Source organism: Micromonospora sp. NPDC049139 (assembly GCF_055586845.1).
Genome location: NZ_JBVJHK010000014.1, coordinates 28569 through 45544, shown reverse-complemented (window position 1 = coordinate 45544; position 16976 = coordinate 28569). Strand labels below are relative to the sequence as shown.

At 71.0% G+C, this 16976-nt stretch carries 17 protein-coding genes; 4 read left to right on the top strand and 13 right to left on the bottom strand.

The genetic code is table 11. The features are described 5' to 3' along the window. Positions 1-97 precede the first annotated feature (97 nt). From ACZ6Q9_RS22295 to ACZ6Q9_RS22255, 9 genes are all read right to left on the bottom strand, one after another. Positions 98-976 (bottom strand): hypothetical protein, encoded by an 879-nt coding sequence (locus tag ACZ6Q9_RS22295; RefSeq protein ID WP_396829509.1) that lies wholly within the window; start codon positions 974-976, stop codon positions 98-100. A gap of 15 nt (positions 977-991) precedes the next feature. Continuing rightward, on the bottom strand, positions 992-1651 hold the full coding sequence (locus ACZ6Q9_RS22290) for an HAD family hydrolase (protein ID WP_393457031.1): 660 nt from the start codon (positions 1649-1651) through the stop codon (positions 992-994). A gap of 208 nt (positions 1652-1859) precedes the next feature. Then, a complete protein-coding gene (locus ACZ6Q9_RS22285; RefSeq protein ID WP_393263657.1) occupies positions 1860-2627 on the bottom strand; it encodes a GntR family transcriptional regulator in 768 nt (255 codons plus the stop codon). 74 nt (positions 2628-2701) lie between these two features. Then, entirely contained in the window at positions 2702-3409 is a 708-nt protein-coding gene (gene deoC, locus ACZ6Q9_RS22280) for a deoxyribose-phosphate aldolase (RefSeq protein WP_393263655.1), read from the bottom strand. A 48-nt stretch (positions 3410-3457) separates the two neighbouring features. Continuing rightward, the gene (gene rbsD / locus ACZ6Q9_RS22275) at positions 3458-3913 is read right to left on the bottom strand and encodes a D-ribose pyranase (protein WP_393263653.1); all 456 of its coding nucleotides are present in this window, start codon (positions 3911-3913) and stop codon (positions 3458-3460) included. Next, a complete protein-coding gene (locus tag ACZ6Q9_RS22270) occupies positions 3910-5454 on the bottom strand; it encodes a sugar ABC transporter ATP-binding protein (protein WP_396829510.1) in 1545 nt (514 codons plus the stop codon). The genes rbsD and ACZ6Q9_RS22270 overlap by 4 nt, the downstream gene beginning before the upstream one ends. A gap of 4 nt (positions 5455-5458) precedes the next feature. After that, entirely contained in the window at positions 5459-6478 is a 1020-nt protein-coding gene (locus ACZ6Q9_RS22265; protein ID WP_393263650.1) for a substrate-binding domain-containing protein, read from the bottom strand. A 59-nt stretch (positions 6479-6537) separates the two neighbouring features. Beyond that, complete coding sequence (locus ACZ6Q9_RS22260) at positions 6538-7569, bottom strand: ABC transporter permease (protein ID WP_393263649.1); 1032 nt, start codon at positions 7567-7569, stop codon at positions 6538-6540. A 3-nt stretch (positions 7570-7572) separates the two neighbouring features. Further along, the gene (locus tag ACZ6Q9_RS22255) at positions 7573-8484 is read right to left on the bottom strand and encodes a ribokinase (protein ID WP_393457025.1); all 912 of its coding nucleotides are present in this window, start codon (positions 8482-8484) and stop codon (positions 7573-7575) included. Between the two features lie 535 nt (positions 8485-9019). Here ACZ6Q9_RS22255 and ACZ6Q9_RS22250 point away from each other — a divergent pair. Beyond that, on the top strand, positions 9020-9877 hold the full coding sequence (locus tag ACZ6Q9_RS22250) for a hypothetical protein (RefSeq protein WP_393457022.1): 858 nt from the start codon (positions 9020-9022) through the stop codon (positions 9875-9877). A gap of 64 nt (positions 9878-9941) precedes the next feature. Here the strand turns inward: ACZ6Q9_RS22250 and ACZ6Q9_RS22245 are convergent, their stop codons facing one another. Both ACZ6Q9_RS22245 and ACZ6Q9_RS22240 read right to left on the bottom strand, forming a co-directional pair. Next, positions 9942-11201: a M20 family metallo-hydrolase gene (locus ACZ6Q9_RS22245; protein ID WP_393457019.1), complete on the bottom strand. Its 1260-nt coding sequence runs from the start codon at positions 11199-11201 to the stop codon at positions 9942-9944. Beyond that, the gene (locus tag ACZ6Q9_RS22240; RefSeq protein WP_396829511.1) at positions 11198-12223 is read right to left on the bottom strand and encodes a pyridoxal-phosphate dependent enzyme; all 1026 of its coding nucleotides are present in this window, start codon (positions 12221-12223) and stop codon (positions 11198-11200) included. The genes ACZ6Q9_RS22245 and ACZ6Q9_RS22240 overlap by 4 nt, the downstream gene beginning before the upstream one ends. Positions 12224-12311: 88 nt before the next feature. Here ACZ6Q9_RS22240 and ACZ6Q9_RS22235 point away from each other — a divergent pair, with 88 nt between their 5' ends. Further along, positions 12312-13220 (top strand): LysR family transcriptional regulator, encoded by a 909-nt coding sequence (locus ACZ6Q9_RS22235; protein ID WP_396829512.1) that lies wholly within the window; start codon positions 12312-12314, stop codon positions 13218-13220. 41 nt (positions 13221-13261) lie between these two features. Here ACZ6Q9_RS22235 and pepE read toward each other — a convergent pair whose 3' ends face one another. Both pepE and ACZ6Q9_RS22225 read right to left on the bottom strand, forming a co-directional pair. Continuing rightward, positions 13262-14002: a dipeptidase PepE gene (gene pepE / locus ACZ6Q9_RS22230; protein ID WP_393457010.1), complete on the bottom strand. Its 741-nt coding sequence runs from the start codon at positions 14000-14002 to the stop codon at positions 13262-13264. A gap of 43 nt (positions 14003-14045) precedes the next feature. Next, positions 14046-14864 (bottom strand): IclR family transcriptional regulator, encoded by an 819-nt coding sequence (locus tag ACZ6Q9_RS22225; RefSeq protein ID WP_393263636.1) that lies wholly within the window; start codon positions 14862-14864, stop codon positions 14046-14048. Positions 14865-15030: 166 nt separating this feature from the next. On the opposite strand from ACZ6Q9_RS22225, the gene ACZ6Q9_RS22220 reads away from it, so the two are divergent. After that, positions 15031-16038, top strand: a complete 1008-nt coding sequence (locus tag ACZ6Q9_RS22220) for an ABC transporter permease (protein WP_393263635.1) — start codon at positions 15031-15033, stop codon at positions 16036-16038. Beyond that, positions 16031-16939 carry an ABC transporter permease gene (locus tag ACZ6Q9_RS22215; protein ID WP_393263634.1) on the top strand — a complete coding sequence of 303 codons (909 nt, stop codon included), beginning with the start codon at positions 16031-16033 and terminating at the stop codon, positions 16937-16939. The genes ACZ6Q9_RS22220 and ACZ6Q9_RS22215 overlap by 8 nt, the downstream gene beginning before the upstream one ends. The last annotated feature ends 37 nt before the right edge of the window (positions 16940-16976 follow it).

The window sequence follows — 16976 nt, the reverse complement described above, 5'->3', positions numbered from 1 at the left end:
TGCGAAGATCACATCTGTCCGCTACCGGATCTCGTTCCAGGAAGAGCAGCGGGAAGGGCAGTGGCGACCGGTCGACGGTCTCAAGTTCGGCGAATTGTCACCTGCCAGACCGCTCACCCCCGGTCCGGATGTCCCGTCGGCGCCCCCCGGCCCCTTCAGGGCGCGGCAGGTGGGTGCAGTGCGCGACGGTGGCGTCGTCAGGGACCCGAGCGTCGGGGCCTCCGGAGGTGCGGGCCTCGGCCTGCCGGACGCGGCGGATGATGTGACCCGGCCCGTACGCGCCGAGCAGGCCCAGTACGCCGGGCCAGTCGGTCAGGCCGTACGGGCTGACGATGCGGCTGGCGCCATTGCTGAGCAGCGCGACGCCGTTCAGGTCATGAAGCGGCCGGCTGCCGGTCACCGCCTCCTCCGCCGCGTGCGGATCGTCCTTGGCGATCCAGTAGCCGCCCGGCTGGTTCCGGCGAGCGCGCAGTGCCTCGACGCAGGAGTCCCGGATGCGGTCGTACTCCGGTGTTCCCCTGGGAATGCCGTCCAAGGGCGCCGAGCAGGTGCGCCTGGTGGCGACCTCACGCTCGTCGGTGACGACCTGCGGGCCACCGCGGACCTGGTCGAGGACGAGGAAGGAGTCCGCGAGCAGGAGATGGTCCAGGCGGTCCCGGTGGGCGCGGACGATCACCACCGTCGCCTGCGGGCTGCTGGGGTCCGTGATGTCGCAGGTGCCGCGGTGATCGGCGGCTGTCTCGCCGATCGCGGTGGCGAGGATCGCCGCCAGGTCTCGCCCGTCGTCACGCGACAGCAGGCCGAGCAGCGCGCCGCCGAGACGGTGCGTGTACCAGGCGACACCGTGGGAACAGATCGACTCGGTTCCCGGGATGCCGGCGCCGTCCAGCAGCACAGCGGCGCCGGGAACGGCGCCGACGAAGTCCTCGTTCGGCTGGCCGGCCCTGCCGGCGCTGGTCGCCATGCTGACGCGCACCCATGGCCTCCCGCGTCAGCCAGCCGTCACCGCGAGCAGGTCGAGGACCTGGGCGGGCCGGTGGGCCACCGCCGGGACGTCCGCCGGAGCCGGGGAGCTGTCGCACCAGCGGGCGTGCACCGCCAGTGCTCCCGCCGCCTCCGCGCACGCGAGGTCCACCGCCGCGTCGCCGACGTACGCGGTCTCGGCGACGTCGACGCCCAGGCGGCGGCAGGCCAGCCACAGCCCGTCCGGCGCGGGCTTCGGCGCGGGGACCTCGTCACCACAGACCACGACCGGGAACAGCCGGTCGAGCCCCGTGCGGGCCAGCACGAGGGTCGTGCTCCGTCGTGGGGCGGCGGTGAAGATGCCGAGCCGGCAGCCGGCCCGGTCGAGGTCGTCGGCCAGGTCGAGCACGCCGGGGAACGGTCGTACGTCCGCGACCACCGCCTCGAAATGGCGGTGGAAGCACTCGAGGTCGGGGGCGGTGACGGGCCGCTGCAGGAAATGGGCCAGCACCACCGGCGTGGCTCCGATGTGCCAGGTGGCGACGACCGTGGCCGGCGAGACGTCCGGCCCGCCGAGGGCGCGGATCGTGTCGGCGTACACGGTGGGAGCGATCGTCATCGTGTCGACCAGGGTGCCGTCGAGGTCGAACACGACCGCGGCCGGGCCGACGCGGGGCGGTCGGTTCACGTACGGTTCCTGGCGGGTGCGGTTCACCGGCCGCCTCTCAGCCGTCCGTGGACCCGGGCCGCCACCTCGACCCTGTCCTGCCCGACCTCGCGGTCGCCGCTACCGACACGCACGCGCACCACCACCACGCCGCACCGTACGCGGCCAGCCGCCTCCCGTCGAGAACCAATCCCTGGCCGGTGGCCGGGCGTCGGCGGCGAGGTGCCCGTCAGCGACGGGAGAGCAGGGAGGTGACCCGCATCCGTTCGCTGTGGATCCACACGTCGGAGTACTCGATCGGCCGGCCGTCGTCGAGGTAGGTGATCTGCTCCAGGTACAGCAGCGGGAAGTGCTCCGGCACCTCCAGCGCCGCCGCGATCCGTCCGGTGGCGGCGGTCGCGCTGAAGGTACGCCGACCGGTGCTGATCTTCAGCCCGTACTCGTTCTCCAGCAGGCCGAACAGGGAGCGGTCGGCCAGGTCCACCAGGTCCAGGCCGGGAGCCAGGTCGACGCGTACGTAGTTGACCAGCCAGGCCACCGGGCCGGTGGAGGTGGAACGGAGCCGCTCCAGGCGGAGCACCGACTGGCCGGGGCGCAGGTCGAGCAGGGCGGCCACCGGTGACGGCGCGGCCATGACCTGGTGGGTGACCACCTGGGTGGTCATCGAGATCCCCTGCCGGGCGAAGTCCTCGGACAGGGTGGTCAGCTTCTGCGCGATCGAGGGCTCGATGGCGGTGGAGGTGACGAAGGTGCCACGCCCCCGGACCTGCACCAGCAGGCCGTCCCGGATCAGAGTGGACAGGGCCCGCCGCAGGGTGCCCCGGGAGATGCCGAGTTCGGTCGCCAGTTCGGGTTCGCTGCGAAGTCGGTAGTGCGGTGGCCACTCGGCGGACAGGATCCGGGCCCGGATCTGTTCCGACACCTGCGCGTGCAGGGGCACCGGCGCGTCACGGTCGAGGTGCTCGGACGCTCCGGACGGGCGCAACTGGTCGGACATGTCACCTTCCATGAGACTCCGCCGCCCCTCGACCCCGGCCGCACCTGGCGACGTGGTCGAGGGGCGCCGGACGGTCAGTAGCTCGTGGTCTCTTCGTTGGTCGTGTCGGTGACGATAGCGACCCCGGCGCTGGTGCCGAGCAGCACCGCCCCGGCCCGCAGCAGGGACACGGCCTGATCGAAGGACTTGATCGCACCGGAGGCCTTGACCTTCACGCCCTCCGGCGCGCGGGCCACCAGGTAGGCGACGCTCTCCGGGTTCGCCACCTCGATCGCGCCGCTGCTGGCGTTCTTCAGGACAGCCGCACCGGCCTCGATGGACAGTTCGACGGCCGCCTCCCGCTCGTCCGGGGTGAGCAGCGGCAGTTCGAGCATCACCTTGATCGGTACGCCGGACGCCCGGACCACGCCGGCGATGTCCTCGCGGAACGCGTCGTACCGCCCGCTCTTGAGCCAGCCGAGCTGAACCCCGATGTCGATCTGGGTCGCGCCGGCCCGGACCAGGCTCTCGGCCTCGGCGGCCTTGCCGGCGCTCGTGGTCACCCCGACGGTGGGGAAGTCCAGCGCCGAGGCGACCTCGACGCCGGTGCCGCGCAGGACCTCGGCGACCTCGGGGACCCAGGAGCCCGGCACCATCGCCGCGTTGAAGCCGTACCGGACGGCCTCCTCGGCGTGGGCCACAATCCGGTCCCGGGTCACCCCGGACTCGATCAGGGTGTGCTGGATGTAGGGGGCCAGCGCCGCGGCGGTGAGGTCGGCGTCGGTCAGGGTGGCAGTGCTCACGTTGTTCTCCAATGTCGGGTACGTCGTGGGGCGGCGGCGACGACGCCGCTACATCCGGTCCTGGTAGTAGTCGGGCACGATGACTCCGGGCTCGTCGAACCAGCGCGGCACGTCCACGCCGCAGATCAGCCCGACGTTGCCCCACGGGTTGAACGCCCCGGTCCGGACGATCGCCTTGGCCTGGTGGGCCAGTTCGCCGAGCATCTCGGCGTGCTGCCGGGTGGTCGTCGGTACGCCGGGGAAGCGCTGCCCCAGCCACTGGGCGAGGGGCTTGTTGTGGGTGGTGACGTCCTCGGCGACCACGACGCCCTCGACGATGATCTCGTCGGCGACGAGATCGAGCACCGTGGTGAGGCTCGGCAGGTCCTCGGTGACGGCCAGGTCGATGCGGTGGGCGGTGCGCGGGATCGGAAAACCGGCGTCGACGACGAGGAGCAGATCGGTGTGGCCCAGGGTGGCCAGCACCCCGGACAGTTCGGCGTTGAGCACGCCCCTGCGTTTCATGCCTTCTCCTTCATGGTGTGCGCGCCGGTGGCCAGGGCCATCACCGACTCCTCGGTGGCCTCCGCCGCGGGAATGACGCCGACCAGGGCGCCGGCGGCCATGACGGCGATCCGGTCGCTGACGGTCAGCAGTTCGGGCAGGTCCGACGAGGAGACGACGAGCGCCACCCCCTCGTCGGCCAGGGTGCGGAACAGCCGGTAGATCTCCGCCTTGGCGCCGACGTCGACGCCACGGGTGGGCTCGTCCAGCAGCATCAGCCGGGGCTCGATGGACAGCCACCGGGCCAGCAGCGCCTTCTGCTGGTTGCCGCCGGAGAGCTGCGTGATGCCCTGGGCGGTCGTCGACGTCTTCACCCGCAGCTCCCGCGCGCGGGTGTCCGCGTCCCGACGCAGGGCCCGCCGCCGCAGCAGGCCGAAGCGCTGCCGACGGCCCAGGGTCAGGATGTTGACGTTGTCGGCGACGCTCATCGTCGGCAGGATCCCCTGCTGCCGGCGTTCGCCCGGCAGGTACGCCACCCGGGCGGCGATGGCGTCCCGCGGCGACCTCGCGGTGAACGTCTCCCCGTCCAGTGACAGCTCGCCGCCGGTCACGGGGTCGGCGCCGAAGATGCCGCGCAACAGCTCGATCCGGCCGCTGTCGGGCAGGCCGGCCACGCCGACCACCTCGCCCGGGGCGACGTCCAAATCGACCCCGGTGAAACCGGCGCCGGAGACGCCGCGCAGCCGTAGGCGCGGGGTGGCCGTGGCGGCGGGCGCGGGGCTGTCGTGCCGGCTGAACTCGGCGGCGAGTTCCCGGCCGACCATCGCGGCGACCACCTGGTCGGGGGTGACCTCCGCGGTGGGCCAGTGCCCGACGTGCCGACCGTCGCGCAGCACGTGGATGTGCTGGGAGAGGGCGAACACCTCGGGCATCCGGTGCGAGACGTAGAGCATGGTCACCCCGTCGGCCCGCAGCGACCGGATCACCTCGAACAGTCGTTCCGACTCGGCGGGGGAGAGGATCGACGTCGGCTCGTCGAGGATCACCATTCGCGCCTCGCGCGCCAGGGACCGGGCGATGACCACCAACTGCTGGGAAGCGGCGTCCAGGCGGCGGATGCTGCGCCGGGGGTCGACCCGCAGACCGAGCCGGTCCAGCAGTTCCGCCGCCCGCTCGTCCATCCGACGGCGGTGCGGGAAGGGGCGGGATCCCGGTTCGACGCCGAGCATGATGTTCTCGGCGACGGTCCGGTCCTGGGCGAGGGCGAGCTCCTGGGGCACCAGGGCGACCCGGTGCCGGCTGAGCAGCGTGGCCGGGTCGTACCGGCGGACCTCCTCACCGTCCACCCGCACCGTACCGGTGGTGGGGGTGTCCAGCCCGGCCAGGATCTTCATGAGTGTCGACTTGCCGGCACCGTTCTCACCCATCACGGCGGTGAGGCTGCCGGCGGGGACGCTGAGGCTCACGTCCTGGAGGGCACGGACGGCTCCGAAGTGCTTCGACAGACCCGTCACCTCGACGGCGGCCGTCGTCGGGGCGGCGATCGTGGCCGGGCTGGTCATCGGCTCAGCCCTCCACCGGCACGGTGGCCACGGTGTCGCGGGTGACCACGAGCGCCCCGGTGTCCACGTCCTTGATCTCGGTGCCGTTCTTCAGGAAGTCGGCGAGCAGCTTGACCGCCTGGTAGCCCTGCTCGGCGGGGCCCTGGCTGATGGTCAGGTCGACGACGCCGCCCTTGAGGTACTCGACGGTCTGCGGCTGCACGTCGAAACCGACCGCGTGGATCTTGCCCGCCTTGCCGGACTGCTGGAGCCACTTGGCGCCGGCGGTGAAGCTGCAGCAGTCGAGGGAGACGAGGGCGATCGCGTCGCTCTGCGCCGCCATCGTGGACTCGATGGTGTTGTAGGCCGCGCTGGGCTCGTTGCCGGTGTTCACCGGACCGACGATCTGCACGCCGGAGTCCTTCAGCCCCTCCTGGAAGCCGGAGAAGCGGTCGTTGGACCAGCCGGCGCCGGAGTCGACGGAGACCACGACGACCTTGCCGGTCTTCCCCTTGAGCACGCCGAGCAGTTCCTTGGCCAGGGAGCGGCCGGAGGCCACGAGGTCCTGGCCGACGAAGCCCATCTGCTTGGACTCGGGGTTGTTGGTGTTGAACGAGATGATCGGGATGCCGGCGTCGTACGCCTGGGCGATGATCGGCTTGAGGGCGTCGTTGCTGGCCGAGGAGACGGCCAGGCCGTGGATCTGCTTCTGGTTGATCAGGGTCTGCAGCTCGCTGACCTGGTCGGCGGGATTGCCGCCCGACGGCCCGATCATCTGCGCGTCGACGCCGAGTTCCTTGGCGCCGCGCTCCATGCCCTGGCGGATCGGGACGGCGAAGGCGAGCGACGGGTCGTGGTAGCTCAGCTTGATCCTGAGCGGCTCGCCCTTGTCGACGGCTTCCTTGATGTAGTCGGCGAGCTTGAAGCCGCCGCTCTCGGCGGAGGCGGTGCTGGCCGGGGTGATCGCGCCGCAGGCGGCGTTCGCCACCAGCGCCAGGCCGAGGGTCGCGGCGACCGCGATCCGACGCCCGAGGGAGAGCTTCATCAGGGGTGACTCCTTGCGGTGTGGGGGACGGGGGAGTGCGGGGTGGGTGCCGGCGAAGGTCACCGACGTCCGGAGCGTCTGCGCAGCCAGGTGTCGGCGGCCACGGCGAGGATGATCACCGTGCCGGTCGCCACCGTCTGCCAGAAGGAGGAGATGCCGCGGAGGTTGAGGATGTTCTGCAGTACGCCGATGAACGCGACGCCGATGACGGTGCCGAGCATGGTGCCGGACCCGCCGAACAGGGCCGCGCCACCGATGATCACCGCGGAGATGGCGGTGAGCTCCATCCCGGCGCCGGTGACGCCCTGCACGTAGGAGAGGAAGGACAGGCCGAGCACGCCGGCGAGACCGGCGAGGGTGCCGGAGAGCATGAAGGCGGTGACCCGCACCCGACCGGTCTTGATGCCGCAGAGCCGGGCGGCCTCGGCGCTGCCACCGACCGCGTAGGTGTTGAAGCCGTAGCGGGACCGGGAGAGCACGATCGTGCCGAGGACGGCGACGAGGGCGAAGATGACGAGCTGCATCGGCAGGACGCCGAAGAGCTTGCCCTGACCGAGCAGGTTGAACTCGGCGACCTCGGGGTCGTTGGCGGACAGGGAGATCGGCGACCCGCCGCTGAGCAGCAGCGTCACCCCCCGGAAGACACTGAGGGTGCCGAGCGTGACGATGAAGGACGGGATGCCGAACCCCACGGTCAGCAGGCCGTTGAGCAGGCCGGCGACCGTGCCGGCGGCGATCCCGGCGACGGCGGCCAGCGGCCAGGCGACGTCCGAGGTCATGAGCAGACCGCAGACCACGGCACCGAGGCCGTAGATGGAGCCGACGGACAGATCGATCTCGGCGTTGATGATGACGAAGGTGACGCCGATCGCCATGATGCCGATCTGCGCGATCTGCTGGCCGACGGTGAGGAAGTTGCTGGCCCCTACGAAGCCCGGAGCGACCAGGGTGCCCAGCGCGAAGAGCACGACCAGGGCGAGGAAGGTGCTCGACTCCCGGGCGTGCAGGAACCGTTGGAAGGGCGAGGGGTTACGGGAAGCGGCGACCGCCGTCTTCACGGGAGGCGCCGCCTGAGCGGTCATCTGGGCCATCTCTCATCTCCTCAACAGGGCCGCGACGTCGTCCGGGCGGGGCAGGGCGGGAATGACCTCGGCGATGCCGACGGTGTGGGCACCGGCCGCGGCGGCGAACCGGACCGCCTCGGTGAGGTCGTCGCCCCGGACCAGGGCGACCGCGAGCGCACCGGTGAAGGCGTCGCCTGCGCCGGTGGTGTCGACCACGCGGGGCACGGTGACGGGCGCGACCCGGGACCGCTGCCCGTCGGAGTCCACCAGGGCGCCCTCGGCGCCGAGGGTGAGCACGAGGGTCCCGGCGTAGCGGGTCCGGAGCAGGTCCACCAGCTCGTCGCCGTTGGCCGGGTCGTCCGGGTCGCGGCCGGTGAGTACCCGCGCTTCGCTGGCGTTGGGGGTGAGCACGTCGATCCACTCCCACGCCTCGTCGGGCAGGGCCACGGCCGGGGCGGGATTGAGCAGGGTGCGGACTCCGCGTTCGTGGGCGGTACGCAGGGCCGCGACCGCGACCGGCAGGGGAATCTCCAGGCTGACCACGACCAGGTCCGCCGTGGCGATCCGGTCGGCGAACCCGTCGACGTCGGCGAGGGTCAGCTCGTCCAGGGCTCCGGGCGCGATCGCGATCCGATTCTCGCCCTCCTCGTCGACGAGGATGATGCCGACCATGGTGGCGGCGTCGGCGGTGCGGACACCGCTCGCGTCGATTCCTTCCTCGGCCCAGAGTTGGCGCGCGGCGGCGCCGAACTGGTCCGGCCCGACGGCGGTCAGGAAGCTGACCTCCGCACCCAGGCGGGCCGCGGCCACCGCCTGGTTAGAGCCCTTGCCCCCGTGCCCCGAGGCGAACCTGCCGCCCGAAAGGGTCTCACCCGCCACGGGCATCCGGGGCACCTGCATGGTGAGCCCGGCGCCGTAGCTGCCGACCACTGCAATCTTCATCCTGGCCTCTTGTTCATGGACAACCATGTACAACTTGGCGGCGACCATACGCACGGCGCGACAGAGGTGTCAATAGCGTCCGGGGCGTTCCCCCGAAACGATCCGGAAACGGGTCGCCGGCGGACGGCACCGGGGCCGCGCCCGGACCAACGGGTACGGCGCCGGCGCGGTGACCCGCCGGCAGCGGCAGTCGCGGTGCGCCTCGGCACCGTCCCAGGCCTCGGTGCGGAGGTCGCTGAGCTGGTGGAACGCTCCCTCCTGGACACTCCGGGACCCGCCGAGCGGGGCGGCGGGCAGCCCGATGGCCGCAGCGGCGGTGCGGCGAGCCCGGCCGGCGGGGTTGTCCGCGTCGCCGGAGTGTCGTCGGAACCGGGGTCGCGGACCCGGGTCGTTGCGACACGTGCCGATTGGCCAGAGATGTCGCGGGCGGCTCTGGTCAGCAAAAATCCACTTGATCCATGTATAGCGACCGATGCCTTCGGTGCGGTACTGCTGTTCCTTGACCACGGAAACACCTAGCAAACGGAGGCGTGCCATGCTGACAACTCGTCGTGCCCTCACGGCGGCCGGCGCAGCGCTGCTGCTGGTGGCGGCTGTGCTGGTCGTCGTGGTGGGGAACCACCGCACCGCCGAGGCCGAGCGGGCGACGCTGGCGGCAGCGGCGGCCGGCCCGGCCGCGCCGGTGCTGTTGGACGAGCGCCTCCGTGAGGTCCTGCTGCCCAAGGCCGAACACCCCGCGGGCACCGAACTCGTGGAGATGTCGTTGGCCGACGCGGGCAAGTTGTTCGAGCCCGACCCCGACGTCACCGTCTCGCCGGTGGCCTGCCTGGGCTCCCTGCAGCTGGCGATCGGCGAGCAGAGTCGGGTCGCCGGCGGCTGGATCCAGGTCGGCAGCCGGCGCGACGCCGACAAGGGCGCCACGGGCAGGTTCACCGCGACCGTCGAGGAACTGCCCGAGGGGCTGGATCTCGCCCGGCTCCGCGAGGCCGCGGGCACCTGTACGTCCGGCAGCATGACCTGGCGGTCACTGAAGGTCGGCGCCAGGATCACACTGGCCGAGGTGCCCGTGCCGGCGCTGGACGGAGCCGCGACGTACGGGCTGCAGTCGACCATCACGTTCACCGGCCTGACGCAGCAGCAGTTCGACCAGCTCGTCGCGGACAGCTGCTCGATCGAGGCGGCGTCGGCCGTCGTGGCGGTCGGCTGGACCTGCGACGAGGGCGCGGGAACCGTCACGGCGGTCAACCAGCCCGCCGGGGACTTCACCGTGCGGCAGTACCAGCTCTACGTGGCCCGCGGAAGCCACTACCTGGAGATCTGCGAACCGGACCTGGCCACGGCGATCTCGATGTCGGAGACGCTGTACGGCCGGTTGCGCTCGGTCGTCAAGTGACGGTGGTCGAGGCCGGGGTCGACCGGGCCGATGGGCAGAAGGGCGTCGCGCAGGTCCGGGACGGTCATGGCTGGTCCGCCAGTCGGAGTACGGCGTTGGCGAGGACGTCGGTGCCGTTGCCGCAGGCTGTCGGGTTGGAGTACTCGCGGGGCGTATGGCTGATGCCGCCGTTCTCACCGGCGACGAACACCATGGCGGTGGGGCAGATCGCGGAGATCTCCTGGGCGTCGTGGCCGGCGCCGGACATGGTGCGCACGTACGGCAGACCGAGGTCGTCGGCGGTGGCGGCGAGCACCTCCTGGATGCCGGGGTGGAACGGGACGACGGCGGTCCTGGCCATCCGTTCCCAACCGACCTGGACGCCGTGGTGGGCGGCGAGCGTGTCGACGTAGCCGGCGAGGTGCTGCTCGGCGGAGGTCATCTGGTCGTTGTCGGGGTTGCGCAGGTCGATGGTCAGGGTGGCCTGGTGCGGGATGACGTTGGTCTGGCCTTCGCCGATGTCGAAGTTCCCGATGGTGGCGCGAAGCTGTCCGAAGTCGCCGCTGTCGCACATCCGTCGGGCCTCGACCACGACATGGGCTGCGACCAGGCCGGCATCGTGCCGGGACCCGATGGGGGTGGTGCCGGCGTGGGCGGCCTCACCGCAGATGGTGAGCCGCTGCCAGGAGATGGACTGAACGCCTTCGACGATGCCGATGTCGACGCCGGCGTCGGCGAGGACGGGGCCCTGCTCAATGTGGCACTCGATGTAGGCGTACGGGATGGCGCGCCGTTCGTGGGCGTCGCCGTCGAATCCGATGCGAACGAGTTCTTCCTTGACGGTCCGGCCGTCCCCGTCGGTGAGCTTGTGGGCGTGGTCGAGCGGGATGCGTCCGGCCGTCACGGCCGAGCCGAGCATGTCGGTGCCGAACCGGACGCCTTCCTCCTCGGTGAAGAATCCGACCTCGATGTCGCGCAGGGTCGAGATGCCGGCGTCGTCGAGGGTGCGCATCACCTCGATGCCGCCAAGCACACCGAGGGTGCCGTCAAAGGCTCCGCCGGTGGCGACGGTGTCGATGTGGGAGCCCATCAGCACGCACGGCAGGGACCGGTCGCGGCCCGGGCGGGTGGCGTAGACGTTGCCGATGCGGTCGACCCGCACCTCGAGCCCGGCCTCGAGCATCCACTGCACGCATCGGCGGCGGGCTTCGGCGTCAGCGTCGGTCAGCGCCAGACGCCGGACTCCGCGCAGCCCGGTCGCCTCGTCGTGGTAGGCGCCGATCTCCTTCAGTTGCATCAGGGAGGCCCAGAGCCGGTCGCGGTTGATCCGGACGGTACGGGTCATCGAACGGGTCCTTCCGTACTGAGCAGGACGACTACGGCGTCGTGGCCGAGGTCGAGGGCGGCACGCCGCTGGGGGTCGGTGAGGACGGCCCGGACGCCGGCCAGGGTGGCCGCGCCGCTCGGGCCGGAGGAGACACCGAGCCGACCGAGGTCGTCGACGGCGCGGAGCGCCTCGTCGTCGGTGACGGCCACGGCTGCGTCGCAGCCCGCACGCAGCACCGGCCAGGCGGAGCGGGACATGGTGCCGCAGTTCAGGCCGGCCATCGACGTCGCCGCGGTCGGCACCGTCACGGGTTGGCCTGCGGTCAGGCTGGTCAGCACGCATGCCGCGGCGTCGGGTTCGACCGAGAGCACGCTCGGATGCGTGGTGCCCGGGCGTCGGTAGTGCCACACGACCGCCTCAGCCAGCGACCCGACCCCGACCGGGACCGCCACCAGGTCCGGTGGCCCCTCGAGCTGGGCGTCGACCTCCTCCAGCAGCGTCTGGTAGCCCTCCACGATCCAGGCAGGCACCTGCTCGTAGCCGTCCCAGGCGGTGTCCTGGACCAGTGCCCGGTCGGGATGCTCGTCGGCGAACTCGGCTGCCCGACGCACCGCGGCGTCGTAGTCTCCGCCCACCCACACGACCTTCGCGCCCTCCCCGGTGATGCGGGCGGCGGTTTCCGGCAGCATCACCTCCGGCACGAACACGGTCGCCTCGACACCGAAGTGAGCCGCCATGCGGGCGACGGCACGACCGTGGTTGCCATCGGTCGCGGTCACCAGCGTGGCGCCGGGGCGTTGCTGAAGCACCTGGCGGCAGGCCCAGGAGGCACCGAGCACCTTGAACGCCGGGAGCCCGAGTCGCGACGACTCGTCCTTCACCAGTACCCGCCCGACCCCAAGCTCGCCGGCCAGGTCGGGGACCGGAACCAGCGGCGTGGGCGTGTACCCCGGCAACGACCGGTGGAACGCGTACGCGTCACCCGGCGCGAACGAGCTGGTCCAGTTACGAGCGGCCGGCGACCGGTACCACGACATCATGCGGACCATCGTCCCCACCACAACTCATCAGGTCCAGCGCGGAAACCAGCAAGATAATGTGAAGCAAACCTGATGCTTTGGAGGCTCGATGCTTGATCTTCGACGCCTACGACTGCTGCGCGAGCTCGCCCGTCGAGGCACCATCACCGCGGTCGCGGAGGCGCTGTCCTACAGCCCGTCCGCGGTCTCCCAGCAGCTCGCCGCGCTGGAGAAGGAGACCGGGGTGCGCCTCCTCGAGCCAGCCGGCCGCCGGGTCCGGCTGACCGCCCAGGCCGACCTCCTCGTCGCCCACACCGAGCTGCTGCTGGAGGAGATGGAACGCACCCAGGCCGCACTCGCCCAGTCCCTGAACGAAACGGTCGGCACGCTGCGGGTCGCCGCCTTCCAGACCGCGGTCCTCAGGCTCGTGCCGTACGCCCTCACCCAGCTCGCGCAGCAACACCCGAGGCTGCGAGTCGAGGTGACCGAGCTCGAGCCCGAGGTCGCTCACCCCGCCCTCGTAGCCGGCGAGTTCGACATCGTCCTCGGCGAGGAGTACCCCGGCCACCCCCTGCCGCGGGCCCGGGAGACCGAGCGGCGCGACCTGCTCACCGACGAACTTCGGCTCATCACGCCAGCCGTGTGGAGCGAGCGGTCGTTGTCCGAACTGGCGTCGCGTCCGTTCGTGATGGAGCCCGTCGGCAGCACCGCCCGGGAATGGGCGACGGCGGCATGCCGACAGGCGGGGTTCGAGCCCGACGTCCGCTACACCTCCACCGACCTGCAGATCCACCTGCGACTCGTCGAGAACGGCCTCGCCGCCGCCCTGCTTCCCGACCTGTCAGGTGCGGGTGACCGGCACAACGTGGTCTCGCACCCGCTCCACGACCGTCCCAGAAGGCAGATCTTCACCACCGTACGGCGGGGAGCAACGCGCCATCCCACGGTCCAGGCGTTCACGTCCGCCCTCAAGGCCCAGCAGGCTCCCGCCGCCCGGCTGGAGCAGGACCGGACCTGAGGCGCGTCCCGTAGATCTCCAGGATGTCCGACTGATCGACCTCAGCGGCCGACATCGAACGAAGCGACTCTGTCGACGAGCCAGGTCACATCGGCGCCGCTCGTGACCTCGACGGGCTCGGAGGCGCGGCAGAAGACCCGCCCTCCCGCGGCCACGCCATCGAGACGCATCGAACTGTTGCTCACCCGCAGCCAGGTGCCCTCGCGCATGGCGAGTACCGGGACGTCGTTCTCCTCGAGGAACTGTGTGAGCCGCTCCTCCCGGGTCTCACCCTGGTGCGTCGAGGCCGGGTCCGGGTCGAGGTAGTGGGGGTTGATCTGGAAGGGCACGAGGCCGAAGGTCTCGAAGGACGGCGGTTGGACGATGGGCATGTCGTTCGTCGTACGCAGGCTCGGCGTCGCGACGTTGGTGCCGGCACTCGACCCGATGTAGGGCATTCCCTCGGACACCCGGGTGCGCACGACGCTGATCAGGTCGAGCTCGTGGATCGCCTTGACGAGCCGGAAGGTGTTACCGCCGCCGACGAAGACCGCCTCGGCGTCGGCGACGATGTCGCGTGGCGTGCCCTCGTGTGCTCCTCGGACGGTGATGCCGAGTGGCTCCATGGCCCGACGGACCGTGTCGGTGTAGCCGTCGTGGTCCGCCAGTGCGAAGGGGACGAACACGATGGAGCGCCGGCCGTCGAGTGCCTGGAGGATCGCGTCGCGCGCATGCTCCAGGTAGGCCCGTCCCGGCGCCGTCGAGTTGGACAGGAGCAGGAGGTTCTGGTGGCCCTGGGTCATGGTGTCTCCTCGATGCGGCCGGTCTGGCTCGCCGGCGCGGCGTTCAGTGGGATCGGACCGTCGTGGTCTGCCGGGCTGCGGCGGCCGAGTTCGCCCGGTTGTCGAGCAGGGCGCACAGTTGCTCCGCGGCGGCCTGTAGTGCGGGCAGGTGGTCCCGGATGTCGTCCGGGCGCGCCGGATGCTTGCTCTCGCCGAGGCTGAGCGAGCCGACGGGCCGCCCTCTGAGCATGATGGGAACGGCGAGCGCCCTGGTGGCGTAGTCGTATTCGCCCTCTGAGTAGGCGTAGCCCTGCGCGACGGTCTCGACGAAGAGCCGTTCGAGCTGGTGCTCGTCGATCTTCGTCAGCTCCGTGAACGTGGCGAAGACCCGACCGGAGATGAGGGCGCGCCGTTCGTTGCTGTCGAGGAAGGCGAAGTAGCCGCGAGAGGTGGCTCCCGCGTTGGCCGGGTACAGCTCGCCGACGAGCGGATGACTGCGCAGCGGTTCACCGCCGTTGACGGCGGCGACGCAGCGGACGTGGAGCCCGTCCGGGACGGCGAAGATGGCGGTGCGATCGGTCTGGAAGGCGAGCGGCTCGAGCACCCGCTGGGCCAGGGCGGCCAGCCCTCCCGTGCGCTCCCAGACGGCGGCCATCCGCCACATCGTCGGTCCGAGGCTGTAGCGCCGGGTCACCGGATCGGCGTTGAGGAAGCCGCGCGCGGCGAGCGCGGCGAGGAGTCGCTGTGCGGTCGACTTGTCGATGGCGAAGGCTTCGGCAAGCTCCAGGACGCCCCAGTCGCGACGCCGCTCGGTGAACGACAGAAGGACCTCCAGGGCGCGGTCCACGGTCTGGAGCGGCGAGCGGGGGCGAGCGTCTGACATGGGTCCTCCGGGATGGGTGGGACGTGTGAGAACCTACCGCACCCCGATCCAGTTCGAGACGCCCTCTCATATACAGAGAAGGTATTGCGCATGGGTGCGGGGCGGACGAATCCTGGGTGGCGCCAAGACCAGGTCAGACCCAACAAAGCGCAGATTGGAGGTGGCCGTGAACCACGTGGTGCGACGAGTCCTCGCGATGATCCCGGCGCTCCTCGGCGTCGTGCTCTGCATCTTCCTTCTCACGCGAGTCCTGCCCGGTGACCCGGCCCGGACTCTCGCCGGGGAGCAGGCCGACCCGGCGACCGTCGAGAAGATCCGTGCCGAGATGGGCCTCGACCAGCCACTGGTCGCCCAGTTCGTCTCCTACGTGCGCGGCCTCTTCGCCGGAGACTTCGGGTTCGCCTGGCACACCGGGCAGCCCGTCCTCACGGACTTCGCCTCCCGGCTGCCGGCGACGGTCGAGCTCGCCATCGTGGCGATCCTCATCTCGCTGCTCGTCGGGGTCCCGATCGGTGTCATCAGCGCGACGCGCCGCGACCGGCCCGTCGACCACGCCAGCCGCATCTTTTCGCTGGTCGGAGCGTCGATGCCGCTTTTCTGGCTCGCCCTCATCGTGATCTTCGTCTTCTACAACCGGCTCGGGTGGGAGCCGGCCCCGCTGGGCCGCATCGCCCAGGACGTGAACCCACCGACGTCGATCACGGGGCTCTACGTCCTCGACTCGCTCCTGACCGGTGACCTCGTCGCGCTCAAGTCGTCGCTGGCCCACATCATCTGGCCGGCCCTGTGCCTCGCCACCGGGAGCACGGCGATCATCGCCCGGATGACGCGGTCCGAGATGCTCGAGGTGATCAACCAGGACTACGTGCGCACCGCTCGCTCCAAGGGCCTGCCGCCGGCCAAGGTCATCCTCAAGCACGCGCTGAAGAACGCCGCCCCCGTCATCGTGACCGTCGTCGGCCTCCAGTTCGGCCAGCTCCTCGGCGGCGCGGTCATCACCGAGACGGTCTTCAGCTGGCCGGGCATCGGCGCCTATGTCGTGCAGTCCGTGCTCGCCACCGACTATGCGCCGGTCCAGGCCTTCACCCTGCTCGCCGCGGTCATCTACCTGACGGTCAACCTCTGCGTCGATCTGTTCAACGGCCGCCTGGACCCGAGGATCGAGAATGCCTGACACCACCGTGTCCGCGACCGCGCGGGGCCACCGGGTCGCGTCGTCCGACCGGGCGACCGCCAGGCCCACCACCGCCTGGCGCCTCCTGGTCCGCAACCGCCTGGCGATGGTCGGTCTCGTCTTCATCGCGATCTGGACCATCGGTGCTCTGGTGGCCGACCTGCTGCCGTACTCGCCCACCGAGACCGGAGCCGGAGGGCTTCTCGAACCCCCCTCTGGCGCGCACCTCTTCGGCACGGACAACTTCGGCCGCGACATCCTCGCCCGGGTGCTCGCCGGCGGGCGGATCTCCCTCTGGACCGGGCTCATCGCCGTCGGGATCTCGCTGCTCGTCGGTGTTCCGATCGGCGCCATCTCCGGCTTCGTCGGCGGCGCGGTGAGCGCGGTGCTCATGCGGGTGATGGATGTGCTCCTCGCCTTCCCGTCGCTCGTGCTGGCCATGGCGATCGCCGCCGCCCTCGGCCCGGGCCTGGCGAGCGCGATGGTCGCCGTGGGCGTCGTCGGCATCCCCGAGTTCGCCCGCATCGTCTACAGCCAGACCCGCTCGCTGCGGGAGCGTGACTTCGTCGAGGCCGGGCGCGCCATCGGCCTGCGGGACCGGACGATCCTCATCCGGCACATCGTCCCGAACACCGTTGCCCCGATCCTCGTCCGAGCGACCCTCGGGATGGGCTACGCGATCCTCACGGCCGCCTCGCTCAGCTTCATCGGCCTCGGCGCGCAGCCGCCGACGCCGGAATGGGGCGTCATGATCTCGGACGGCCGTGGCTACATCATCAGCGGCGAGTGGTGGATGACCGTCTTCCCCGGCATCGCCATCGCCACCTCGATTCTCGGCTTCAACCTGATCGGCGACGGCCTTCGCGACGTCCTCGACCCGCGCCTGCGGACGAGCCGATGACCCGGTGCGGACCTGCCACGGACGCCAGCCCATCCGC

Coding starts and splice junctions, on each gene's coding strand:
- ACZ6Q9_RS22250 (WP_393457022.1), top strand. CDS start 9,020: ATGCTGACAACTCGTCGTGCCCTCACGGCGGCCGGCGCAGCGCTGCTG.
- ACZ6Q9_RS22240 (WP_396829511.1), bottom strand. CDS start 12,223: ATGATGTCGTGGTACCGGTCGCCGGCCGCTCGTAACTGGACCAGCTCG.
- ACZ6Q9_RS22225 (WP_393263636.1), bottom strand. CDS start 14,864: ATGTCAGACGCTCGCCCCCGCTCGCCGCTCCAGACCGTGGACCGCGCC.
- ACZ6Q9_RS22215 (WP_393263634.1), top strand. CDS start 16,031: ATGCCTGACACCACCGTGTCCGCGACCGCGCGGGGCCACCGGGTCGCG.
- ACZ6Q9_RS22265 (WP_393263650.1), bottom strand. CDS start 6,478: ATGAAGCTCTCCCTCGGGCGTCGGATCGCGGTCGCCGCGACCCTCGGC.
- ACZ6Q9_RS22235 (WP_396829512.1), top strand. CDS start 12,312: ATGCTTGATCTTCGACGCCTACGACTGCTGCGCGAGCTCGCCCGTCGA.
- ACZ6Q9_RS22285 (WP_393263657.1), bottom strand. CDS start 2,627: ATGTCCGACCAGTTGCGCCCGTCCGGAGCGTCCGAGCACCTCGACCGT.
- ACZ6Q9_RS22270 (WP_396829510.1), bottom strand. CDS start 5,454: ATGACCAGCCCGGCCACGATCGCCGCCCCGACGACGGCCGCCGTCGAG.
- ACZ6Q9_RS22245 (WP_393457019.1), bottom strand. CDS start 11,201: ATGACCCGTACCGTCCGGATCAACCGCGACCGGCTCTGGGCCTCCCTG.
- pepE (WP_393457010.1), bottom strand. CDS start 14,002: ATGACCCAGGGCCACCAGAACCTCCTGCTCCTGTCCAACTCGACGGCG.
- ACZ6Q9_RS22260 (WP_393263649.1), bottom strand. CDS start 7,569: ATGGCCCAGATGACCGCTCAGGCGGCGCCTCCCGTGAAGACGGCGGTC.
- rbsD (WP_393263653.1), bottom strand. CDS start 3,913: ATGAAACGCAGGGGCGTGCTCAACGCCGAACTGTCCGGGGTGCTGGCC.
- ACZ6Q9_RS22255 (WP_393457025.1), bottom strand. CDS start 8,484: ATGAAGATTGCAGTGGTCGGCAGCTACGGCGCCGGGCTCACCATGCAG.